Below are 21,362 nucleotides of genomic sequence, written 5' to 3' on the forward strand. Positions count from 1 at the left end.
GTTCGCGATGACCGAAACGGGGTTGACCTGGCCCAAGAACTTCAACGAGGTTCCGAAAGCGGCGTTCACCCGCAAGGACATCTACGCGGAGGAGATCAAGCGCATCTTTTTCGGGCAGGAATGGCACCCGGTCGCGCATGAAAGCGAATTGCCCAATCCAGGCGATTTCAAAACCTTCCGCTTGGCTGGCGTCCCGCTGCTGATTGCCCGCGATATTGAAGGGCTGGTACGGGTGTTTTACAACGCCTGTTCGCATCGCGGCAACCAGCTCGAAACCGCGGTGATGGGGAACAAGACCGAATTCGAATGCCCCTATCACCGCTGGCTTTTCGATTCGAAGGGCGATCTGGTCGGTTGCCCCAACCATCGCGATTTCCTGCCCGGCTTCGACAAGTCCGACTATCCCTTGGCGCAGCCCCGGTTCGACAGTTTCTACGGCCTGATTTTCGTGACCCTTTCGGCTGAAACCGAAACGTTGACGGAATTCCTCGGCGATTCGCAGAACACCTTGCGCGAACTGCTGGGAGGGGACGGCAGGCTCAAGCTGCTGGGCTATCAGAAGGTGCGCTACGACAGCAACTGGAAGTCCTATACCGACAATGATGGCTACCATGCGCCATTGCTCCACCAGGCATTCAAGATGCTCAATTGGCAAGGCGGTAAGGGACGCCAGTTCGCCGCGACGAAACACGTGCACATCTGTTTCGAATCGGCGCTGTCGGTGGTCAGTGGCCCCACAGTGCTCAAGGACGCTTCGCTGATCGCCTTCAAGGGGCAGGATCCCTCGGTCGGGTCGCGCATCGTTTCGCTCTTCCCGACCTTCGTTTCGACCAAGCATCTCGATGTGATCAATCTGCGCTTCGCGACCCCGATCGACGAAGAGACGGTTGAAGTCCACTACGCCTATTTCGCACACCAGGACGATGATGAGGACATGGTCAGCCATCGCCTACGGCAAAGTTCCAACCTGCTGGGCCCCTGCGGCCTGATCAGCATGGAGGACGCGTCGGTCTTCCATCGCATCCACATCGGCAATCACACCCCTGGCAATGCTATTTTCCAGAAGGGAGTGCACGACCAGTCGAAGCTGGAGTCGGAATTCCTCCAGAACGACGAGAGCGGCAATCTTCCCCGTTGGGAATATTACCGGTCGGTGATGGGTTTCGAGAGGGCCGAGGCATGACGCAGACCGACACTGCGATCGAGGCCGCGCTCGACGCTCTTCTGCTAGCGGACTCCAGCGCGCTTGACGGCAAGGACATGGAGGGCTGGCTCGCCAACTATTCCGAGGAAGACGAGGCCTCCTATATCTGCCGTGCCGCCGAAAATTCGGAAAATGGTCTCGCCCTGGGTTTCATGTACGATGATTGCCGATCCCGGCTCGAGGATCGCGTCACTTTCGTGAACGATATCTGGGTCGATACGTTCCAGGACTATCGCACCCGTCACTTCGTCCAGCGCGTCGCGTATCAACGCGCCGATGCCTCTACTATCTCGATGCGATCGAATTTCTCGGTCTTCATGACGCCCACCGATAGCGGCATCACCCAAGTCCTGGCTGCGGGTCAATATCTGGATACCATCCGTTTGGAAAAAGCCGGTGCGTTGAAGCTGCTGTCCAGACGGGCCGAGCTCGATACGTCCGTCCTGCCCCGGTATCTGGTATATCCGATTTGATATCGGCTGCTGAGCATTGCTGAAATTGCCAGCCAGGGCCGGACTTCTCTGAAAGATCGCAAAGCAATGATAATCGACGCCCATGCTCACCTTGTCGCGCCTGCGGCGCTCTACGCGCACAGGAGCAATCTTGTGGTTTCAGGGGGGCAATATGGCAGCAGCTATCGTGCACAGGTGTCCGAGCGTCTGCTGGAAGAGAGCGCGGACCAGAACGTCAGGATCATGGATGCGGTGGGGACCGACCTGCAGTTGCTTTCTCCTCGACCATTCCTGACCTTGAATGGAACTGCCCGGTGGAATGACATCGTCGACTGGACATGTGACACAAACGACATGATTGCCCGGACAGTTCGGATGCATCCGAATCGCTTCCGGGGAGTGGGAGCCTTGCCGCAGCAAGTTGATCGGCCGGTCACCTCGTTGTTCGATGAAATCGAGCGAGTGCTGGATGAGCTTGGTTTCGTGGGCGTCTTGCTGAACCCTGACCCCAGTGAGGGGATGAACGGGTCGCCTCCGCTCGGCGATCCCTATTGGTACCCGCTGTACGAGAAATTGTGTGAGTTGGATCTTGCCGCCCATATCCATTCGGGACAATGCTGCAACGGGCGCGAGACCTATGATGAGCATTTCATTGCGGAAGAGGGACTGGCGATTACCTCGATCTACCGGGCCGACGTGTTCGACCGGTTCCCCGACCTCAAGTTGATGATTAGCCATGGCGGCGGTCCCATTCCCTACCAGATCGGACGGTGGCGCTCGCATCGGGAAATGGCCCGGGCCCAGGGGCGTATCGCTGCCGATGCACCCCAATTCGATGAAATTCTACGAAAATTCTGGTTTGACACGGTTCTTCATAACCCGGATTCGCTCGCGCTTCTGTTCAAGACCGTGGGACACGACCGATGCTGTTTCGGAACGGAAAGGCCCGGATCGGGAGACGGCATCGATCCTGTTTCAGGGCGTCACTACGACGATCTCAAGCCCGTGATCGAGGCGCTTCCTTCACTTGACCAGGCTGCTCTAAACGGTGTTTTCGAAGGCAATGCCCGTCGATTGTTTTCCCGTCTCGACGTTTGATTGCGTGCCTGGCGACGATGCAGATTTTCGGCGACTTCCGGTAATTCAACAGGTCGCTCTCAAGGATTGGGGATCGTGACACGACGCAGCATCGAAGTTGAAGGCCTTCACCATTCCGGCAATCCGATCCCTGCCGCGAGCCGGGTGGACCGTCTTGTCGTGACAGGTGGGGTCTACGGTTTGGATCCGGCAACCGGTGAAGTGGCGGAAGACGCTGGCGATCAAGTCCGCCTGACATTCTGGCACCTGGACCGGATCTTGGCAGCAGCCGGCGCGCGTTTCGACGATGTTGCCAAACTGACCTTCTATGTGAAGACGAAAGAGCTTAGACCGGCAATCAACGAATTGTGGCTCACGCACTTTCCCGATCCTTCGTCGCGGCCGGCTCGGCATATGCTGGTTTACGATGACCTCCCGGGCAACATCCTGGTGCAGTGCGAAGCGATAGCGATGGTGCCGGACAATGCCTGAAGACATCTCACCAACGTCTTATTTGGCAGCTACTCAGCGTGTCGCCGCCCTTGACACCTGCACCATTTCAGACGCACTCGACAAACTCGGTCTCCGCGGAACCGTCCCAGGTCTCGTCCGGTTGACCGCAAACAGGCAGCGCATTTCCGGCAGGGTTGTGACCGTGAAACTCGGACCGGCTATCGAAGGACTACCCAAACGGCACCTGGGGGCCTCTGCCATCATGGCGGCACAACCGGGTGAGATCGTGGTCGTCGAGCATCGCGGAAGGACCGATGCCTCTGGCTGGGGTGGCCTGCTGAGCCGGGCCGCGGCACGGAAAGGCATTGCCGGCGTGATCGTCGACGGCGCTTGTCGCGATCTGGATGAAAGCAGCGAGCTTGGTTTCCCAGTCTTCGGTAGCGCAGTTGTTCCGCTTACAGCGCGCGGTCGGGTCGCGGAGCATGACTGGGGCTGCCGAGTCACAATCGGCAGCATAGTGGTCAACCCCGGGGACTGGGTTGTGGCGGATGGAAGCGGCGTCGTGTTCTTCGACCAACAACATGTGGACGAAGTTCTGGCAGAGGCAGAGCGAATCCTTGGCCGTGAAACCGCCATGATCGCTGCGCTTGAGCAAGGCGCTCCAATTGATCACGTGATGGGTGCGAACTACGAAGAAATGCTGAAATAGGCAGGGAAAGAGATGAGCGAGGAAACACTCGTTAGGCGGCTGAATGCAGTGGGTGTAACCGCCTTGTCCGATGCGCTGGATCGTCTGGCGATCAGCGGCCAGGCGATTGGAATCCTGCCGGTAGCACGGGGGATGAAGTTTGCGGGACCAGCCTTCACGGTTCAGATGCTTCCGGTCGGACTGACCCAGGGAATAGTCGGAGACTATATCGACGACGTGCCCGAAGGGGCAGTGGTAGCAATCGACAACGGCGGTAAATTGGATCAGACCGTCTGGGGCGATATCTTGACCCGTGTGGCGCACAAGAAGGGCGTCGCAGGCACGGTGATCGATGGTGTCTGCCGAGACAGCGATTGCTGTGTTTTGCTGAAATACCCTGTATTCTCCCGCAGCGTCACAATGCGGACTGCCAAAGACAGATCCACCGCGCATGCTTATGGTGTGCCGCTTCAACTTGTAGAGGTGCGGATCGAGCCCGGCGATTGGCTGGTTGGGGATTCCGATGGGGTCGTCGCGATTCCGGCGGGCCGGGTCGAGGAAGTCGTTGCGATCGCCGAAGAAGTAGAAATCGCCGAAAAAGCGATCCTCGCCGCCGTTGATGCGGGAATGCGCCTGGACGAAGCCCGGCGCGCCGGTGGGTATCACTCGCTTCAGTCGCGTGCGGTTTGATGCCTCCGAACAGGCCTCATTCCAGACCGAGTGGCGGCCGCCGTTCCGGTCGCGGCAAATGGCGTAATGGGATAATATTTGCACATTATACAACGATGAGATATGGGGCGACGAGCTAGTCATCTGAATCTAAAGTTCGCCGCATAATGTACGTTCTGCGGTTTGGCAGAAGCGCTTGACGGAGGCGAGGATCTCGTCGGCCGACTTGGTCCACCGGTATGGCTTCGGGTTCTCATTGTGGCGTTCAATGAAGGTGCGGATGTCCTGCTCCAGCTCGCTGGTGGAGGTATGGACACCGCGCTTCAACTGCTTGCGGGTGAGCTCTGCAAACCAACGTTCGACCTGGTTGATCCAGGATGCCGAGGTCGGCGTGAAATGGACGTGGTAATGCGGCCGACGAGCGAGCCATGTCCGAACCAGCGCGGTTTTGTGGGTGGCGTAATTGTCCATGATGATGTGGACATCGAGGTCGGGCGGCACCTGCGCGTCGATCTGCTTGAGAAAGTCGAGAAACTCGGCGGCGCGGTGCCGCTTGTAGCATTTCCCGATGACAAAGCCCGAGGCGATATCAAGCGCGGCGAAGAGTGAGGTCGTGCCATGGCGGACGTAGCTGTGCGTGCGACGCTCGGGCATGCCGGGCATCATCGGCAGGACCGGCTGCTCGCGATCGAGTGCTTGGATCTGGCTCTTCTCGTCCACGCTGAGCACCAATGCGCGGTTGGGCGGCGACAGATATAGGCCAACGATATCACGGACCTTGTCGACGAACAGCGGATCGCTGGACAGCTTGAACGTCTCCGAGCGATGCGGCTGCAATCCAAAGGCCGCCCAGATTCGGCGGATCGTGGTATGTGAAAAGCCGGTCGCGCCTGCCATCGAACGGATTGACCAGTGGGTCGCGTCATCTGGCTTCGAGCGCAGTGTCCGCTCGATCACGGCTGCCACCTGATCATCCGCGATCGTCCGGGGTCTGCCTGGTCGAGCTTCGTCCAGCAGCCCCTCGATACGATCCTTGAGAAAGCGCCTGCGCCACTTGCCGACTGTGTGCTCGTGCACGCCCAACTCAGCCGCCACGACCTTGCTCTGGATGCCGTCTGCACATCGTAAGATGATCCGGCATCGTTCCGACATCGAACGGGACACTCGCCGTCGGCGCACCTGCCGCTCCAGATATTCCCGTTCCTCCGCTTCCAGAACCACTGGTTTCGTCGGTCTGCCGATAGCGTTGGCCATACTGCGCTCCTCTCGCGCAGGCAGCATACAATGAAGCTTATTTCAGTTCCAGATGACTAGACGCCTTCCGCTTTCAAAATCTGCTGCCGTTCGAACTCGACGGGTGACAGCATCCCGTTCCTGACCTGCTTGCGCACCGGGTTGTAGAACATCTCGACGTAATCGAACACGTCCTGTCGGGCTTCTTCGCGGTTTTTGTAGGTGCGGCGGCGGATGCGTTCGCGCTTGAGCGAGGAGAAGAAGCTCTCGGCGACGGCATTGTCATGGCAGTTGCCGCGTCGGCTCATCGAGTGCTCAAGATTGTGAGCCCGGATGAACGCAGCCCAGTCCATGCTGGTGAACTGCGAGCCCTGGTCTGAGTGGATCAGCACCCGCTGCTTCGGTTTGCGCCGCCATACAGCCATGTGCAGCGCCTGCAGCACCACATCGGTGGTTTGCCGGCTTTGCATCGACCACCCCACCACCCGGCGGGAGTAGAGATCGATCACGACGGCCAGATAGGCAAAGCCCTCCATGGTGCGGATGTAGGTAATGTCCGTCACCCAGGCCCGGTCTGGCGCAGCCACGTCGAACTGGCGATCCAGAGTGTTGTCGACCGCCAGCGATGGCTTGCCGCCATAGCTGCCCGGCCGGCGCTTGTAGCCGATCTGCGCCTTGATACCCGCCAGTCTGGTCAGGCGGGCGATACGGTTCGGGCAGGATGTCTCTCCCCGATCGAGCACATCGTGCAGCTTGCGGTAGCCATAGACCTTGCCGCTGTCGTTCCAGGCTTGCCGCAGCAACTCCGTCTGCCGAGCGTCTTCCCGAGCCCGCTGGCTCAGCGGACTCTTCTGCCAGGCATAATAGCCACTGGGCTGCACGGCGAGGCACCGGCACATTGCCCGCACACGGAAACGATCACGATGCTCGGCGATGAACGCGTACCTCACTTTGCATCTGGGGCGAAATACGCGGTGGCTTTATGGGATGGCCCGCCCCTCACCGACCGGCATTATCATGCTGCCGGAATGGAAGTGGAGAAGATCTATGACGAATCCGGCGATCAGCATTTTGGGCGTAGATCTTGGCAAGAACAGCTGCAGCGTCGCAGGCCTTGATGCCACGGGCGCGGTCGTGATGCGTCGGCGAATGACGCGCGAGGGGCTGATCAGGTTCGTCTCGAAGTTGCCGCAATGCGTGGTGGCGATGGAGGCATGCTGCGGGGCGCACTTTCTGAGCCGCATCTTCGTGACGCAGGGACACGTCGTGCGATTGATGTCGCCGGAATACGTTCAGCATTACGTCAAGGCGCCAGAAAACCGACGACCGGGATGCCGAGGCTATCACCGAAGCCGCGACCCGTCCGACAATGCGCCTGGTGACGCCGAAAAGCGAAGCGCAGCTGGATTTACAAATTCTGCATCGGGCGCGAGCGAGGCTGGTTGCGGAGCGAACACGGCTAACCAACCAATTGCGCGCGGTCTTGCTGGAGCGTGGCATCATCCTGCCGCAACGGCGTGCTCCTCTGATCCGGCGACTGGGCGAACTTATGTCGGGCGAACTTGCGATCAGCGCCCGAATGCTGCGTCTACTGAACGACTTGCGAGAGGAATGGGCGGACCTTGATCGCAGGATCAGCGCCTATGACGAGGAATTGATTGCAATGACGCGGGAAGACGATCTGGCACGGCGTCTGGTTACGGTTCCCGGCATCGGCGTGATCAATGCAACGGCCTTGGTCGCCGCAGTGGGTGATGCCAGCGCGTTCGCCAAGGCACGCGATCTGGCTGCATGGCTCGGTCTGACGCCGCGCCAACATTCAACCGGCGGCAAAACCAAAATGCTCGGGATCAGCAAACGCGGAAATCGCTACCTGCGAACCCAGCTCATCCACGGCGCGCGGGCGGCGATGCGGCACTTCGCCGAAAGACCAACGGCACTCGGGGCCTGGATCCGCAATCTGCTTGCACGCGCGCATCCCAATGTTGTGGTGGTTGCGCTGGCTGCCAAGCTGGCTCGGATCGCCTGGGCTGTCCTTCGGCGCGGCGACGCATATCGGCCGCAAGCAAGCTTGACCTGACGCAATTGCGGCCTGGCAGAACCGGCTGCTCGACATGTCTGTGGAGGTGAGAAAGATGGCATAACGGTCGAACCGGCGGAGCGGTTAGCCTGGTTAAAAATGTGGCGCATGACGCCGATAGCTTTATGAGGCCCCACCCGCGCGGAACCCATCTTGGCCAGGACAGCAAGCCTGAGACCGGATACGTTGATGCAGACCCACTACGCCATCCATTCTATCCTTGCAGACGGGGGCGGGCCTTACGTTTTTTAGGATGTCGCGCTCCTCGGTCACCCGGGCCAGCTCGCGCTTCAGCTGGCGGATCTCGGCATCCTTGCTGGCATCACCAGACACGACTTTCGCCAGCTGCCGCTTCCACGCATACAGCGAGTGCGCGCTGACCCCGAGCCGCTGCGAGACCTCCGCCACTAGATACCCGCGTTCGGTGATCTGGGCCACCGCATCACGCTTGAACTCATCACTGAAGTTGGGCTTCCCCATAATAGCCTCCTGTCCTCAAAATTAGGATCGAAGGCGTCCAGAAATCTAGGGGCTATTCACTCTGCCTTGTCGCTGACCACCGTCCCGAGCAGTTCCTCGCGCCGAGCGATCGCGAACGCCTCCTTTCCCGGCCAATGAAATCCTGAAGCGGCAGCGTTCGCTCTAAACGGTCGAAAACTCATGATGCAGGTCAATCACTTACCGGGATTTTGCAGATGAGGGTCGTCTAGTCCCAATTCTTCCCGACAAACCGCCGCAATCTTGGCCGGCGTTTCTGGATCGTCAATTGTCGCGGGGATATCAAAGGGTTCGCGGTTCACGATCTTGCGGAGCAGGCTACGCAAGATCTTGCCAGAACGGGTCTTGGGCAATTGCTCAACGACCAGCACCGCCTTCATCGCCGCGATCGCACCAAGCTCGCTACGCACGGCAAGGACAGCGCGCTCGGCTATGCTCTTGTCTGCCGCATAACCAATCTGCGGGGTGACGAAAGCAATCGGTACCATACCTTTGAGGTTATCGTCCGCACCGACGACGGCGCATTCAGCGACACCTGGTTGCCGCGACACGATCTCTTCCATCTGTCCGGTCGACAGCCGATGACCGGCGATGTTGATGATGTCGTCGGTTCGTCCCATGATGTGCATGAAGCCCTCACTGTCGCGAAAGCCTGCATCACCGGTTTCGTAGTACCCAGGGAACGTCTCGAAATTTCGGACAAACGTGGCGTTGTTGTTCCACAGCGAACGGAAAGTGCCGGGCGGCAGCGGGGTCTTGATCACAACATTGCCGCTTGCCTTGTCGGGCAGAGCAAATCCTTCGTCGTCGAGGATGGCGAACTGATATCCTGGCACCGGAAAGCCAGCGCTGCCAGGCTTGCGGCGCAGATCCCCCATCGCGAAGCACGAAGCGATGGCCGGCCAGCCAAGCTCGGTCTGGCACCAATGATCGATCACCGGCAAACCGCTTTTCCGCTCCAGCCAGGCAATCGTTTCCGGGTCGGCGCGTTCGCCGGCCAGAAACACGGCACGGCACGCGCCGACGCCGATCTCCTTCAGGTACCGGGCATCGGGATCCTCCTTGCGGATCGCCCGAATCGCGGTCGGCGCGGTGAAGAAACTCTTGACATTATGGCGCGCTATGGTCCGCCAGAACGTGCCGGGATCGGGTGTGCCGACAGGCTTGCCTTCGAACAGGACGGTCGTGGCCCCAACCAGCAGCGGGGCATAGACGATGTAGCTATGCCCCACCACCCAACCGACGTCCGAGGCAGCCCAGAACGTGTCCCGTGCCCCGATGCCATAGATGTTGGCCATCGACCACGACAGGGCCACGGCATGTCCGCCATTGTCGCGCACCACACCCTTGGGAGTTCCTGTGGTGCCCCAAGTGTAGAGGATGTAGAGCGGATCGCCGGAGGCGAGAGGAACGCATGGAGGCACCGGCATATCGGCGGTCCTCCGCCGCAGATCGTGCCAGTCAATGTCTCGGACGGGCATCAAGTCCGCGGTTAGCTGTTCGCGCTGGACCAGGACGACATGCTCGACCGAGTGGGCGGCAAGGACCAGCGCTTCGTCGACCAACGGCTTGCAGGCAATGGTGCGGCTGCCCTCGATTCCGCACGAAGCGGTGAGCACCAGTTTGGGGGTGGCATCGTCGATCCGCTTGGCCAGTTCGGGTGGGGCGAACCCGCCGAACACAACGGAATGGATCACACCGGGCCGCGCGCAAGCCAGCATCGCGAAAACCGTCTCGGGGATCATCACTCATGGTTTCCGCTCTCCCCTGTTTTCTGTCTGGCCCGCCGCTGCTCGGCGCGAAACGAATATCGCGGCCACCACAATGGCCGCTCCGACCATGTGATAGGTTTCGAGTCTCTCCCCCAACAGCAGCACCGCCAGAAAAACACCAAACACTGTAGGCAGGTTCATGTAGACGCCGGCTCTTACTGAACCGATCAGGACTACCGCGCGGTTGAAGAACGCATAGGCAATCAGCGAGGGAAAGATGCCAACATAGACCACTGCGCTAATCACTTCAATTCGTGGCGTGGCGACCCCGCTGTCGGCCAGGCTGACCAGGTAAGGTACAGCCAGCGCTCCCATGCCGACCGCGAACAGCACCGCGAGCAGAGTGATGTGGTGTATGGCGGGCACCTTGCGCAAGAACGTCGCATAGGCCGAGTAAAGGAAGACCCCGGTCAGGGCGAGCAAGTCGCCGTGGTTGAGCCCGCCAAGATGCAACGCGAAAGGCTGCCCTCTGGTCACGATCCAGACGACTCCGGTAAAGGACAGCGTCGCACTGGCAACCAATAGCGGCCTGATCCGCTCCCCAAAGAGGATGCTGGGCATGACCAGAGTCATTACCGGCATGGTCGATTGCAGCAGCAGGCTGTTGGTGGCTGTAGTGAGTTGCAGGCTCCAGTAAACGATGAAGGCGAACACCCCCACGCCGAATACGCCCAATACCGCGAGCAGGCGCCAGGACTCGCGCAGGACCAGACGATCGGCCACGATGTGCTGCCAGGCAAATGGCAGAACGAACAGCAAAGCAACCACCCAACGCCAAAAGGCCAGCGACAGGGGAGAAAGCAAGTCGCGCGCCGCCCGGCCGACGATGGGATTCAAGGCCCAGAACAGCGAAGCGAGCGAAAGCAGCAAGAATGGTGAATTCCACAGGTAACCTGGGGCACGCCGCCAGCCTGGGGAACAGTTGGCAGCGCCCATCAGACGGAACGGCCCGACCATTTCAATCCCACTTGCATAGCGTCGACTTTTTGCATATCGTGCATCGCATTGCCCTTAGTGCACGATTCTGCCGAAGACAATCGGGGGCGTGAAACCGGAGAGAGCCATGAGCGGCGACACCACACTCGTAGACACTGTCAATGCTAGCCAGTCCCGTCAGGTGTTCTGGGACAGAGACGTTTATGATCTTGAAATAGAGCGGATTTTTTCCCGGGCATGGTTGATGCTCGGCCACAAATCGCTTCTCCCGAAGCCGGGCGACTTCATCACGACTTATATGGCCGAGGACAAGATCATCCTTTCGCACCAGAGCGACGGGACCTTCCGCGCCTTTATCAATTCGTGCACGCACCGCGGCAACCAGATTTGCCACGCCGACAGCGGTAACGCCAAGGCGTTCGTCTGCAATTATCACGGCTGGGTGTACGGGCAGGATGGATCGTTGGTCGATGTCCCACTCGAGTCGCGCTGTTACCACAACAAACTCGATAAGCAAGAGCTGGCGGCGAAGTCTGTTCGGGTCGAAACCTACAAGGGTTTCATTTTCGGTTGCCATGATCCCGAAGCGCCAAGCCTTGAAGACTACCTGGGCGAATTCCGTTTTTATCTCGACACCATCTGGGAAGGAGGGGGCGCTGGGCTGGAACTGCTCGGTCCGCCGATGAAGAGCCTGCTTCACTGCAACTGGAAAGTGCCGGTCGAAAATTTTGTCGGCGACGGATATCATGTCGGATGGACCCATGCGGCGGCGCTTGGTCAGATCGGTGGTCCGTTTGCGGGACTGGCCGGCAACCGCGCGGACATTCCCTTCGACGATCTTGGATTGCAGTTCACGACCCGGCATGGTCATGGCTTTGGGTTGGTCGACAACGCGGCGGCTGGGATCCACCGAAAGGGCGACGGCTGGAACAAATATCTTGAGGACACCCGCGGCGAGGTGCGCCGCAAGTTTGGCGCGGATCGCGAACGGCTTTATGTCGGGCACTGGAACGGCGCGATCTTCCCCAATTGCTCGTTCCTGTATGGCACCAACACCTTCAAAATCTGGCATCCACGCGGGCCGCACGAGATTGAAGTATGGACCTATACCATGGTGCCGAGCGATGCCGATCCCGCTACCAAGAGTGCGATACAGCGCGAAGCGACGAGAACATTCGGAACCGCCGGGACGCTGGAAAGCGACGACGGCGAAAACATGTCTTCGGCAACCTACGTGAACCGTGGCGTGATCACGCGTGACGGCATGATGAATTCGACCATGGGCGTCGGCTACGAAGGACCGCATCCGGTTTATCCCGGAATCGTCGGCATCAGCTTCATTGGCGAGACATCCTACCGGGGCTTCTACCGGTTCTGGAAGGAAATGATCGATGCCCCCGATTGGGCGAGCGTGAAGGCAAACGACGACAATTGGGATTCGGTCTTCACGAATCGCAATTTCTGGAACGAAAAGCTCAACGCGGCCGAATGATCGCCAGAGCCGGTCCAAATATCGACAACTACGGAGAGAACATGTCGACCGAACAAGTTCCGGTGACGCCGGATGTGCACTACGCCGTCGAAGCGCACTATCGTGCCGAGGTCAGACTGTTGCAGACCGGGCAGTACCGGGAATGGCTGCACGGAATGGTCGCCGAAGACATCCATTACTGGATGCCGATTTACGAACAGCGCTTCGTGAGAGACCGGCGCCCGGACCCAACGCCAGACGATGCGGCAATTTACAACGACGACTTCGAAGAGCTCAAGCAGCGTGTCGAACGGCTTTATTCAGGTCAGGTCTGGATGGAGGATCCGCCATCCAAAATCCGGTACTTCGTGTCGAATGTCGAAGCCTTTGAAGCCGAAAACGGCGAATTGGACGTCCTGTCGAACATCCTTGTCTACCGCAACCGCCGCCAGACTGAAGTCACGGTGCATACATTGGGGCGTGAAGACAAGTTGCGCCAGGACGGCAATGGTTTCAAGGTCTTCCGGCGAAAACTTATCCTCGATGCGAGAGTCACGCAAGACAAGAATCTGTATTTCTTTTGTTAGAAATGCGCGATTTGGCGCCAGATCGGGAGAATTTGCATGGAAGCCTATGCCGCGATCATCGAACGTCAGGGCGGGGAATTCGTCCTCGACACCGTATCGCTCGAAGATCCTCGCGACGGCGAGGTACTAGTCAAGATTGCTGCGGCCGGCATGTGTCACACCGACCTGACCGTGCGCGACCAGCATTTTCCGACGCCACTGCCGGCTGTGCTCGGCCACGAGGGCGCGGGCGTCGTCGAAAGGGTCGGCCTCGATTATGTCAGCGCCTCTCCGTTCCGCGTTCCGATCGCGCGCCTTGCCGCTGCCCAATCGGCGCTGGCCGCAACCTAGCTCGGCACATTGCCAACAAGTCAACCAGACAAAGGGTGAAGGAATACTAACATGGACTACGATCGCAAAGACGCCAAGAAGTGGGCCACCGAGACAGTCCGGGGGTTCTACCAGTGCCCGATCACCCCGATGACCGCCGACCACAAGTTTGATATCGACGGGATCCGCTACAACATCGACAAATACGTCGAAATGGGCCTTGATGGCCTGGTTGTCGGCGGCTTCATTGCCGAATGCTGGAACGTCACTCCGTCCGAATGGATGCGCTTTCACGAGATCGTCGCCGATGCCAACGCCGGGCGGCTCGACCTGTGGACGATCATCCTCGACCCGTCGGTCCACCTCGCGCTCGAAAAGATGCAGTTCGTCGAGAAATTGGGTTTCAACGGCGCCGAAGTCATCAACCCGGTCGTCCAGCTGCGAACCGACGACGAGATTTTCGCCTGGTTCAAGTATCTGACCGATCGCAGCAATATGGCGGTCTGCCTCTACCGCACCCCGGTTTCGGGCACGGTGCTGAGCTGGAACCTGATGCGCCGCCTAGCCGATCTCGATACCGTGATCGGGGTCAAGCAGGGTGCGCTTAACCGCGCCGAGACGATCAAGATCCGCAGCCTGATGCCCGAAGGCTTCAACACCATGGAGCCGTTCGAATATTTCTTCCTCGAAGACCTCCGGCTGGGCGGGACGGTGTGCTGGGGCGAACTGTCGTTCATGCTCTATGGCAAAAAGCGCCACCTCGCGCGCGACTATATCAACCTCGCCAACCAGGGCAAATGGGAAGAGGCCCGCACCAAGTGGGAAGGCCTGCACGATGTCCGCGAATATTACCATGACCAGTTCGTCTGGGATATTGCGCGCACCGCGACCTATGCTTCGGCACTGGCGAACATCAAGGCGTGGTATGAGGCGATCGGCCTCAAGGCCGGCCCGATCCTGCCGCCGGTTGCCGACGTGACCCCGCAGAAGAAGGAAGAGATCAGAGCCAAGCTCATCGAGCTCGGCATCGCCTGATCGAACGCAGGACACTACCAATGACAAAGCAATTGCATTTCTGCATCCACGGCGCAGGCGGTCTTGGTTCCGTTGTCGGCGGCTTCCTGGCCCGCCGCGGACACAAGGTAACGCTGATTGCGCGCAAACCCCATGTCGAGGCAATCCGTCAGGGCGGTCTGCAAATCGAAGGGGTGCGTGCACAGTTCGTGCAGCGCGACAACCTGTTCGCGGTCGAGACCCCGGCTGAGGTCGAGGACGCGATCGACTATTACATCTTGCTGACCAAGGCGAAGGGCACCGATCAGGCGCTGGCCGATGCGACAGTGCTGGTTGACCGGACAGCCTGCGCCCTCACCTTGCAGAACGGGGTTGGCAAGGAAGGCCGGCTGCAGGCCGCGTTCGGCAAGGACAAGGTGATCGGCGGGTCGATCATGGACGGCGCAACCCTGCTCGAACCCGGCCGCGCGCTCAACAATATGGCCGTCCCGGTAACCGCCTATTTCGGCGAACTGGGAGGCGGGGAAAGCGATCGCACCCGGACAATGGCCGAGGCGCTGGACTCGGCCGGGATGGGGTCCCGCTCGACTGCCGACATCACCCATGTCCATTGGGAAAAACTGGTCCAGGTCGGAAGTGCTTCATCGTGGAGCGCCAGCACCCTGGGCGGCATCAAAGAGCTCGATTTCATCGACGGTGTGGCGGTGCGCGAAGGCGCGGCCCAGTATGTCCTGATCGTCAAGGACCTGCTGGCGATTTACAAGGCGCTGGGTTACGAACCGCGAAATTTCTTTGCCCCTGTCTCACGGCTCGTCGAGATCAACGGCCAAAGTTTCGACGAAGCACTTGCCGGGGTGATGGCCATGGTCGGCCGGTTCAAGCCGGAGAACCGGCCGGCGCGGACCTCGATGCACGATGACCTGGTGGCCGGCCGGCGCATGGAGGTTGACGAAGTGCTGGGGCCGCTCGCCGAGGCCGCCGAACGCCTCGGCGTCGATGCGCCGACATTCCTGGGGGCTTACCGGGTCCTCAAAACCCTGAACAGCTACCTTTGACCTTTCGGCACGGGAAACAGTCTTGAACCGCTATACCATAGCTAATATCCCCGGCGACGGCATCGGCCGCGAAGTTCTGCCCGCCGGGGTGCGGGTCTTGTCGGCGGTCGCGCAGCGATGCGGCTTCGCGCTCGAGTTTCGCGACTTCGATTGGAGCTGCGAAACCTATCTTGCCACCGGGAAAATGATGCCCGATGACGGGCTCACCCGGCTTGCCGATCATGACGCAATCTTCCTTGGCGCGGTCGGTTATCCCGGGGTGCCCGATCACGTCTCGCTGTGGGGCTTGCTGCTGCCGATCCGGCGCGAATTCGATCAATACGTCAATCTCCGGCCGGTGCGGTTGCTGCCCGGCATTCGCTCGCCGCTGCGCGACAAGAGTACCGGCGATATCGACTTCTGGGTGGTGCGGGAAAATTCGGAAGGCGAATATTCCCGGATCGGCGGCCGCACCGGCACCGGAGAGGATGAAATCGTCATCCAGCAGGCAGTATTCACCCGCCGCGGCACCGACCGGATCCTGCGTTACGCCTTCGATTTCGCGCGCAAGCTTGGCCGGCCGCACGTCACCTCGGCCACCAAGTCCAACGGGCTATACCATTCGATGCCGTTCTGGGACGAGCGTTTCGCGGCGATCGGCGCGGAATATCCCGAGATCGCCACCGACCAGTACCATATCGACATTCTGGCGGCCCGCTTCGTGATGTCACCCGAACGCTTCGACGTGGTGGTCGGATCCAATCTGTTCGGCGACATCCTGTCCGATCTCGGTCCCGGCGTAACCGGGACGATAGCGGTCGCGCCGTCGGCTAATCTCAATCCGCCGCGGCGCTTTCCGTCGATGTTCGAACCGGTGCACGGTTCGGCCCCGGACATTGCCGGCCAGGGTATTGCCAATCCGATCGGCCAGATCTGGTCGGGGGCAATGATGCTCGACCATCTGGGAGAAGCTGAAGCCGCGGCGATGGTGCTGGCCGCGATCGAAGCGGTCCTGCTCGATCCGCAAGCGGACCTGACCCCCGATCTAGGTGGCGACGGCAGTACAGCGGACCTGACCCGCCAGATACTGGAAAAGCTGCCGGGAAGGTGATCCCCGGCAGTCTTCGCGAACCTGAAGGAACGAAACGCATGAGCCAGCAACGCCAGCTTCACCTCGGCGCGTTCATGCGGCCGGTCAGCATCCATACCGGCGCCTGGCGCTACCCCGGGGCAATCCCGGATGCGAATTTCAACTTCGCCGCGATCCGTCAATTCGCCCGCAAGCTCGAGGCGGGCAAGTTCGATGCCTTTTTCATGGCCGATCATCTCGGTGTTCTGAACATGCCGGTCGAGGCGCTGCGCCGCAGCCACACCGTCACCTCGTTCGAACCCTTCACCCTGCTGTCGGCGCTGGCCGGCGCGACTGAACGGATCGGGCTGGTCGCGACCGCTTCCACCACCTTCGACGAACCCTTTCACGTCGCGCGCCGCTTTGCCTCACTCGATCACATCAGCGGCGGGCGGGCCGGCTGGAACGTCGTGACCACGTCCAACCCCGACAGCGCGAAGAATTTCGGGTTCGAGGTGCAGCCCGATCATTCCGGACGCTACGGACGCGCCCGCGAATTCTACGACGTCGTGACTGGCCTGTGGGACAGCTTCGCGGAAGACGCCTTCGTCTGCGATGCGGAAAGCGGCATCTACTTCGATCCCGCGCGGATGCACGTGCTCGATCACAGAGGGCCGCATTTCTCGGTCCTCGGTCCGCTCAACATCGCCCGCCCCCCGCAGGGCTGGCCGGTCATCTTCCAGGCTGGGGCCTCGGATCCCGGACGCCAGCTTGCCGCCGAAACCGCCGAAGTCGTCTTTGCCGCCGCTTCGAATCTTGCCGCCGCCAAGAGCTTTTATTCCGATGTGAAAGGGCGGATGATCCCGATCGGACGCAATCCCGATCATCTCAAGATCCTGCCCGCCGCGCTCGTCGTTGTCGGTGACACGGTCGAGCAGGCCAAGGCCAAGCGCGCTCACCTGGACAGCTTAGTTCACTATGAAAGCGGGATTCACTCGCTGTGCGGCATGCTCGATCATGATGTTTCGGGGTTCGACCCCGATGGCCCCCTCCCCGAGATACCCGATACCAACGCCAGCAAGACTTCTCGTGAAATGCTGGTCACGCAAGCCCGGCAGCACAACCTCACGATCCGCCAGCTCGCCGCGAAAGCCGGCAGCTATGCCGGGCTCGCCTTCGTCGGCACTCCGGATTCGATTGCCAACGAGATGGAGCAATGGCTGGAGGAGCGCGGTTCGGACGGGTTCGTCGTGATGTTCCCCTATCTGCCGGCGGGGCTCGACGATTTCGTCGATCTGGTCGTGCCCGAATTGCAGCGCCGGGGCATTTTCCGCAAGGACTACGAAGGAACCACCCTGCGCGATCATTTCGGTTTGCCGCGCCCCGGCAACCGATTTTTTTGACGCGGCGAACCGGGAGCCGCCGACCAGACCGGTAACGACACGGAGGGAACAATCATGGCCGCCTATTTCATCGCTTCCGTCACCTCACACGACGATGGCTGGGTTGCGGACTACCAAGCCAATGTCCCGCCGATGGTTGCGCGGTTCGGCGGCGAACTGATCTGCCGCTCCAACCGGTTCGAACGATTCGAAGGCGAAGGCGCGGTGCCGCACTATACGGTGATCTTCCGCTTCCCCGCGATGGCGGATGTCCAAGCGTTCATGGCCTGCCCCGACTATGCGCCGTTCAAGGCTGCACGGATCGCCGGCGCAACGTCCGACATTTTCGCGGTCGCCGACTGACCGGCGCAGCCTTTGGAGATTGAACCATGCAAAGCCTGCGCATCTTCTTCATCGCCAGCGGAATCTGGTACCTGTGTAATCTGGTCCTGCTCTGGCCGCCGATCTATGCGGGGGCCCTGCCCCTGATCTACCCGGGAATTGATCTGGGCCAGGGCAAGCCGGTGTTCGGCCTGCTGCTCGATGCTTGGCTGATCGTCGGGATACAGCTGGCCGCGATCGGTGTCGTCGCCCTGTGGGGCGCGCGGCAGCCGTGGAAATATGTCGCGCTGGTCCCGGTGATCGTGCTCACCGAAGCGGTCGGCGCGGCCTGGGACATCTACAGCCTGCTGTGCAGCGGCGAGGCGGCATGGGTCGTCTTCACAACGCTGGCGGCTCATGCGGTAATCGTACTCGGAGCCTGGTACGCCTGGACCGCGGCGCACCGGGAAAAGGCGCAACAAGGTTGAGGAGCTAGATCACCGGCTGGACAACCGTCAGCCCGAGCTCAGTATTGTTGCTCCGGAACATGGAGGACAAGTCCGTCAAGCCGTGCGTCGAGCCTGATCTGGCAGGCAAGGCGGCTTTCCGCCGTGGTCCCTTCGGCAAACTGGAGCAGATCGGCTTCCATACTGTCATCCGCAAGGCGCCCGACCAGGTCGATCCAGGCTGGATCGACCTGGACGTGGCATGTCGCACAGGCGCACTGGCCGCCGCAATCGCCGTCGATGCCGGGAACGTCGTTGAACAGCGCCGCTTCTCGCGCCGTCAAACCCTCGCCGATTTCGACGCGGAGCTTGCGGCCATCGTGAGCTACAAATGTGACCTTGATCATGGGATCTGACTTTCCCTTGGCGTGCAAATCAATGCGCGTGAAGCTTGACCGGTAGGCGGGTGATGCCGCGAACGAGGTTCGACAGGAGTCGCTCGGGCTCACCCACCACCTCGACGAAGTCAAAACGCTTCTGGATTTCCTCCCAGATGATCCGCAATTGCAGTTCGGCCAGGCGGTTGCCCATGCAGCGATGGATGCCATAGCCGAACGAAAGGTGCTGGCGGGGATTCTTGCGGTCGATGATGAACTCTTCAGGTCGGTCGATCGCCGTTTCGTCGCGGTTGCCCGAGAGGTACCACATCACCACCTTGTCACCTTTGGCGATGCGCTTGCCGCCGATCTCGCTATCCTCAAGCGCGGTTCGGCGCATGTGGGTGAGCGGGGTCTGCCAGCGGATGATTTCCGGCACCATGCTGCTGATCACGGCGGGATCGCGCCTTAGCTTGTCATACTGGTCGGGGTGCCGGTTCAGCGCCAGGACGCCGCCGCTGATCGAATTGCGGGTGGTATCGTTACCACCGACGATCAAGAGCAGCAGGTTGCCCAGAAACTCAAGGAACGGCATGTCGCGCGTGGCGGGCGAATTGGCCATCATCGAAATCAGGTCGTTCCCCTCCGGCTGATCGATCCGCTGGTCCCACAGCCCCTTGAAGTACATCGCGCACTCGATCAGCTCGGCGCGGCGCTGTTCGAAGGAATCGACAATTCCCGCTCCCGGAATGGCGGTCGTGACGTCCGACCAGCGGGTCAGGCGCGCCCGCTCGTCCCAGGGAAAGTCAAACAGTGTCGCCAGCGTCATGGTGGTCAGTTCGACCGAGACGCATTTCACCCAGTCGATCTCCTCGCCAACCGGCAGCGCATCGAGAATCGCGCCGGCGCGCTCGCGGATCACCGGTTCGAGCAGCAGCAGGTTGGATGGCGCCACTGCCGGCGTCACCGCCTTGCGCTGGGCATCGTGCTTGGGCTGGTCCATCGCGATGAACATCTCGAGCTCAAGATTGCTCTGGTCGCGGTGCATGTCCTGGATTGCGATTCCGCCGAGCTTGGCTTCGGAGGAATAGACCTTGTGGTTGGTGTCGACCGCCATGATGTCGTCGTATCGGGTGATCGACCAGTAGGGTCCGTAGGAGCTTTCGGCGCAGTAATGAACCGGATCCTCGCGCCGCAGCCGCTCGAAGAAGGCTCCGATCTTGTCGCTCTGGAACAGGCTTGGGCGGGAAACGTCGATTTCCGCAAGCGGGATTCCGGCAACGAACCGGGACAATTCCGCGCTATCCTGGTCAGGGCTTATCGTCAGTGTGGTCATGGCCGCCTCTTACACCTCGGTCTGCGCCGGGGATGGTAGAGACAAATGGCAAGTCGGTCAATAAATAGGATCAGATTAACATGCAAGGTTCCCAGTATGAGCGATCTCATGCGTGGTGATTGACAGAATTCTGATAAATTCTTATCAGAATATCATGCGCTCAGATCACGCCTCCCCTCGCCATCCGTCCGCTGCCGCAAGCTTGGGCCGGGCCAAGGCCAAGCGCGCCTTGGTGCTGGCGCGCGAGATTGTGGAGGATATCGAGAGCAACGCCCGAGGACCGGGCGACCGGCTGCTTCACGAGGATGCCATGCTGGCGCGCTACGACGTGGCGCGCGCGACGCTGCGCGAAGCACTGCGTTTTCTCGAACTGCAAGGCGTGATCCATCTCACCAAGGGTCGGGGTGGTGGACCGGTCGTCGCCCGGCCCCAGACCGCCGATTTCGCCAGCTCGATGGCGCTGATCCTGCAATTCATGGATGCGGACCTCCAGGCGCTGCTCGAATTGCGCGAAGCGATTGCCCCGACAGTAGCGGCAAGGGCCGCGCAAATGGCCACCGCCGCAGATCTTGCCGCGCTCGAGGGTTGCCTGGCGCAGCTCGAGCGCGAACGCGAAAGTCCGCAATTCGAAGAAACCAACCGGCGATTTCACGACCTGCTGGGCTGGGCCAGCGGGAACCCGACCTTTGGCCTGCTGATTTCCGCGCTGCACCTACTGACCCGCAGCATGTCGGTGGGCCTGGGCTATTCGGCCCAGGAGCGCGACACCCAGTTGCGGTGCCTGGGGCGTGTGCTTCATGCCGTGCGGATGCGTGACGTGGCCGGCGCGCGGCGCCAGATGGACCGGCTGATTGCTGGATCGACCCAATACCTGGCCGAACGCAGTCCCGAACTGCTCGCCCAAAAGGTCCGCTGGGGGAACGCAAACCGGGAAACCTGAAAGGGAGAGAAACG

At 60.6% G+C, this 21,362-nt stretch carries 21 protein-coding genes and 4 pseudogenes; 18 read left to right on the forward strand and 7 right to left on the reverse strand.

What is annotated here, in order from left to right:
* The first annotated feature begins 7 nt into the window (after positions 1-7).
* From JI59_RS23790 to JI59_RS23815, 6 genes are all read left to right on the forward strand, one after another.
* Positions 8-1,183, forward strand: coding sequence for an aromatic ring-hydroxylating oxygenase subunit alpha (locus JI59_RS23790; RefSeq protein WP_007015995.1), 1,176 nt, complete (start codon positions 8-10; stop codon positions 1,181-1,183).
* Positions 1,180-1,677, forward strand: a complete 498-nt coding sequence (locus JI59_RS23795; RefSeq protein WP_007015996.1) for an aromatic-ring-hydroxylating dioxygenase subunit beta — start codon at positions 1,180-1,182, stop codon at positions 1,675-1,677. Before JI59_RS23790 ends, JI59_RS23795 begins: the two co-directional genes overlap by 4 nt.
* 66 nt (positions 1,678-1,743) lie before the next feature.
* The gene (locus JI59_RS23800; protein ID WP_007015997.1) at positions 1,744-2,754 is read left to right on the forward strand and encodes an amidohydrolase family protein; all 1,011 of its coding nucleotides are present in this window, start codon (positions 1,744-1,746) and stop codon (positions 2,752-2,754) included.
* A 75-nt stretch (positions 2,755-2,829) separates the two neighbouring features.
* Entirely contained in the window at positions 2,830-3,225 is a 396-nt protein-coding gene (locus tag JI59_RS23805) for a RidA family protein (protein WP_037485723.1), read from the forward strand.
* The gene (locus JI59_RS26495) at positions 3,218-3,895 is read left to right on the forward strand and encodes an RraA family protein (protein WP_007015999.1); all 678 of its coding nucleotides are present in this window, start codon (positions 3,218-3,220) and stop codon (positions 3,893-3,895) included. Before JI59_RS23805 ends, JI59_RS26495 begins: the two co-directional genes overlap by 8 nt.
* 12 nt (positions 3,896-3,907) lie before the next feature.
* Positions 3,908-4,564, forward strand: a complete 657-nt coding sequence (locus JI59_RS23815) for an RraA family protein (protein ID WP_007016000.1) — start codon at positions 3,908-3,910, stop codon at positions 4,562-4,564.
* A gap of 129 nt (positions 4,565-4,693) precedes the next feature.
* Here the strand turns inward: JI59_RS23815 and JI59_RS23820 are convergent, their stop codons facing one another.
* A complete protein-coding gene (locus JI59_RS23820; RefSeq protein WP_007016001.1) occupies positions 4,694-5,797 on the reverse strand; it encodes an IS630 family transposase in 1,104 nt (367 codons plus the stop codon).
* 56 nt (positions 5,798-5,853) lie between these two features.
* Positions 5,854-6,756 (reverse strand): annotated as a pseudogene (locus tag JI59_RS23825) (IS3 family transposase); the annotation flags it as partial.
* Between JI59_RS23825 and JI59_RS27245 the strand changes: the two are divergent.
* Both JI59_RS27245 and JI59_RS23830 read left to right on the forward strand, forming a co-directional pair.
* Entirely contained in the window at positions 6,700-6,894 is a 195-nt protein-coding gene (locus tag JI59_RS27245) for a hypothetical protein (RefSeq protein WP_162473516.1), read from the forward strand. The pseudogene JI59_RS23825 and the gene JI59_RS27245 overlap by 57 nt on opposite strands.
* Positions 6,824-7,856 (forward strand): annotated as a pseudogene (locus JI59_RS23830) (IS110 family RNA-guided transposase). Before JI59_RS27245 ends, JI59_RS23830 begins: the two are co-directional and overlap by 71 nt.
* Before the next feature lie 246 nt (positions 7,857-8,102).
* Here JI59_RS23830 and JI59_RS23835 read toward each other — a convergent pair.
* The 3 genes and pseudogenes from JI59_RS23835 to JI59_RS23845 all read right to left on the reverse strand — a co-directional run.
* Positions 8,103-8,336: pseudogene (locus tag JI59_RS23835) on the reverse strand (transposase); the annotation flags it as partial.
* A 194-nt stretch (positions 8,337-8,530) separates the two neighbouring features.
* Positions 8,531-10,099, reverse strand: coding sequence for an AMP-binding protein (locus JI59_RS23840; RefSeq protein ID WP_007016007.1), 1,569 nt, complete (start codon positions 10,097-10,099; stop codon positions 8,531-8,533).
* 3 nt (positions 10,100-10,102) lie between these two features.
* The gene (locus tag JI59_RS23845) at positions 10,103-11,062 is read right to left on the reverse strand and encodes a DMT family transporter (protein ID WP_047824562.1); all 960 of its coding nucleotides are present in this window, start codon (positions 11,060-11,062) and stop codon (positions 10,103-10,105) included.
* Positions 11,063-11,189: 127 nt separating this feature from the next.
* Here JI59_RS23845 and JI59_RS23850 point away from each other — a divergent pair, with 127 nt between their 5' ends.
* From JI59_RS23850 to JI59_RS23890, 9 genes and pseudogenes are all read left to right on the forward strand, one after another.
* A complete protein-coding gene (locus JI59_RS23850; protein ID WP_039859049.1) occupies positions 11,190-12,554 on the forward strand; it encodes an aromatic ring-hydroxylating oxygenase subunit alpha in 1,365 nt (454 codons plus the stop codon).
* A gap of 41 nt (positions 12,555-12,595) precedes the next feature.
* Positions 12,596-13,120, forward strand: a complete 525-nt coding sequence (locus tag JI59_RS23855) for an aromatic-ring-hydroxylating dioxygenase subunit beta (RefSeq protein ID WP_037485814.1) — start codon at positions 12,596-12,598, stop codon at positions 13,118-13,120.
* A 36-nt stretch (positions 13,121-13,156) separates the two neighbouring features.
* Positions 13,157-13,393: pseudogene (locus JI59_RS23860) on the forward strand (alcohol dehydrogenase catalytic domain-containing protein); the annotation flags it as partial.
* Between the two features lie 108 nt (positions 13,394-13,501).
* Complete coding sequence (locus tag JI59_RS23865) at positions 13,502-14,464, forward strand: dihydrodipicolinate synthase family protein (protein WP_007016013.1); 963 nt, start codon at positions 13,502-13,504, stop codon at positions 14,462-14,464.
* 20 nt (positions 14,465-14,484) lie between these two features.
* On the forward strand, positions 14,485-15,498 hold the full coding sequence (locus JI59_RS23870) for a ketopantoate reductase family protein (RefSeq protein ID WP_007016014.1): 1,014 nt from the start codon (positions 14,485-14,487) through the stop codon (positions 15,496-15,498).
* Between the two features lie 22 nt (positions 15,499-15,520).
* Complete coding sequence (locus JI59_RS23875) at positions 15,521-16,588, forward strand: tartrate dehydrogenase (RefSeq protein ID WP_007016015.1); 1,068 nt, start codon at positions 15,521-15,523, stop codon at positions 16,586-16,588.
* A gap of 38 nt (positions 16,589-16,626) precedes the next feature.
* Positions 16,627-17,949, forward strand: coding sequence for an LLM class flavin-dependent oxidoreductase (locus JI59_RS23880; RefSeq protein ID WP_037485717.1), 1,323 nt, complete (start codon positions 16,627-16,629; stop codon positions 17,947-17,949).
* Between the two features lie 54 nt (positions 17,950-18,003).
* Entirely contained in the window at positions 18,004-18,291 is a 288-nt protein-coding gene (locus tag JI59_RS23885) for a DUF1330 domain-containing protein (RefSeq protein WP_007016018.1), read from the forward strand.
* Positions 18,292-18,317: 26 nt separating this feature from the next.
* Complete coding sequence (locus JI59_RS23890; protein ID WP_007016019.1) at positions 18,318-18,737, forward strand: BphX family protein; 420 nt, start codon at positions 18,318-18,320, stop codon at positions 18,735-18,737.
* Between the two features lie 38 nt (positions 18,738-18,775).
* Here the strand turns inward: JI59_RS23890 and JI59_RS26500 are convergent, their stop codons facing one another.
* Positions 18,776-19,102, reverse strand: coding sequence for a 2Fe-2S iron-sulfur cluster-binding protein (locus JI59_RS26500; protein ID WP_081474106.1), 327 nt, complete (start codon positions 19,100-19,102; stop codon positions 18,776-18,778).
* A gap of 28 nt (positions 19,103-19,130) precedes the next feature.
* A complete protein-coding gene (locus JI59_RS23900; protein WP_007016021.1) occupies positions 19,131-20,408 on the reverse strand; it encodes a cytochrome P450 in 1,278 nt (425 codons plus the stop codon).
* A gap of 154 nt (positions 20,409-20,562) precedes the next feature.
* Here JI59_RS23900 and JI59_RS23905 point away from each other — a divergent pair, with 154 nt between their 5' ends.
* A complete protein-coding gene (locus JI59_RS23905; RefSeq protein WP_052118054.1) occupies positions 20,563-21,348 on the forward strand; it encodes a FadR/GntR family transcriptional regulator in 786 nt (261 codons plus the stop codon).
* Positions 21,349-21,362: the final 14 nt, after the last annotated feature.

It is taken from the genome of Novosphingobium pentaromativorans US6-1 (genome assembly GCF_000767465.1).
Classification (GTDB): domain Bacteria; phylum Pseudomonadota; class Alphaproteobacteria; order Sphingomonadales; family Sphingomonadaceae; genus Novosphingobium; species Novosphingobium pentaromativorans.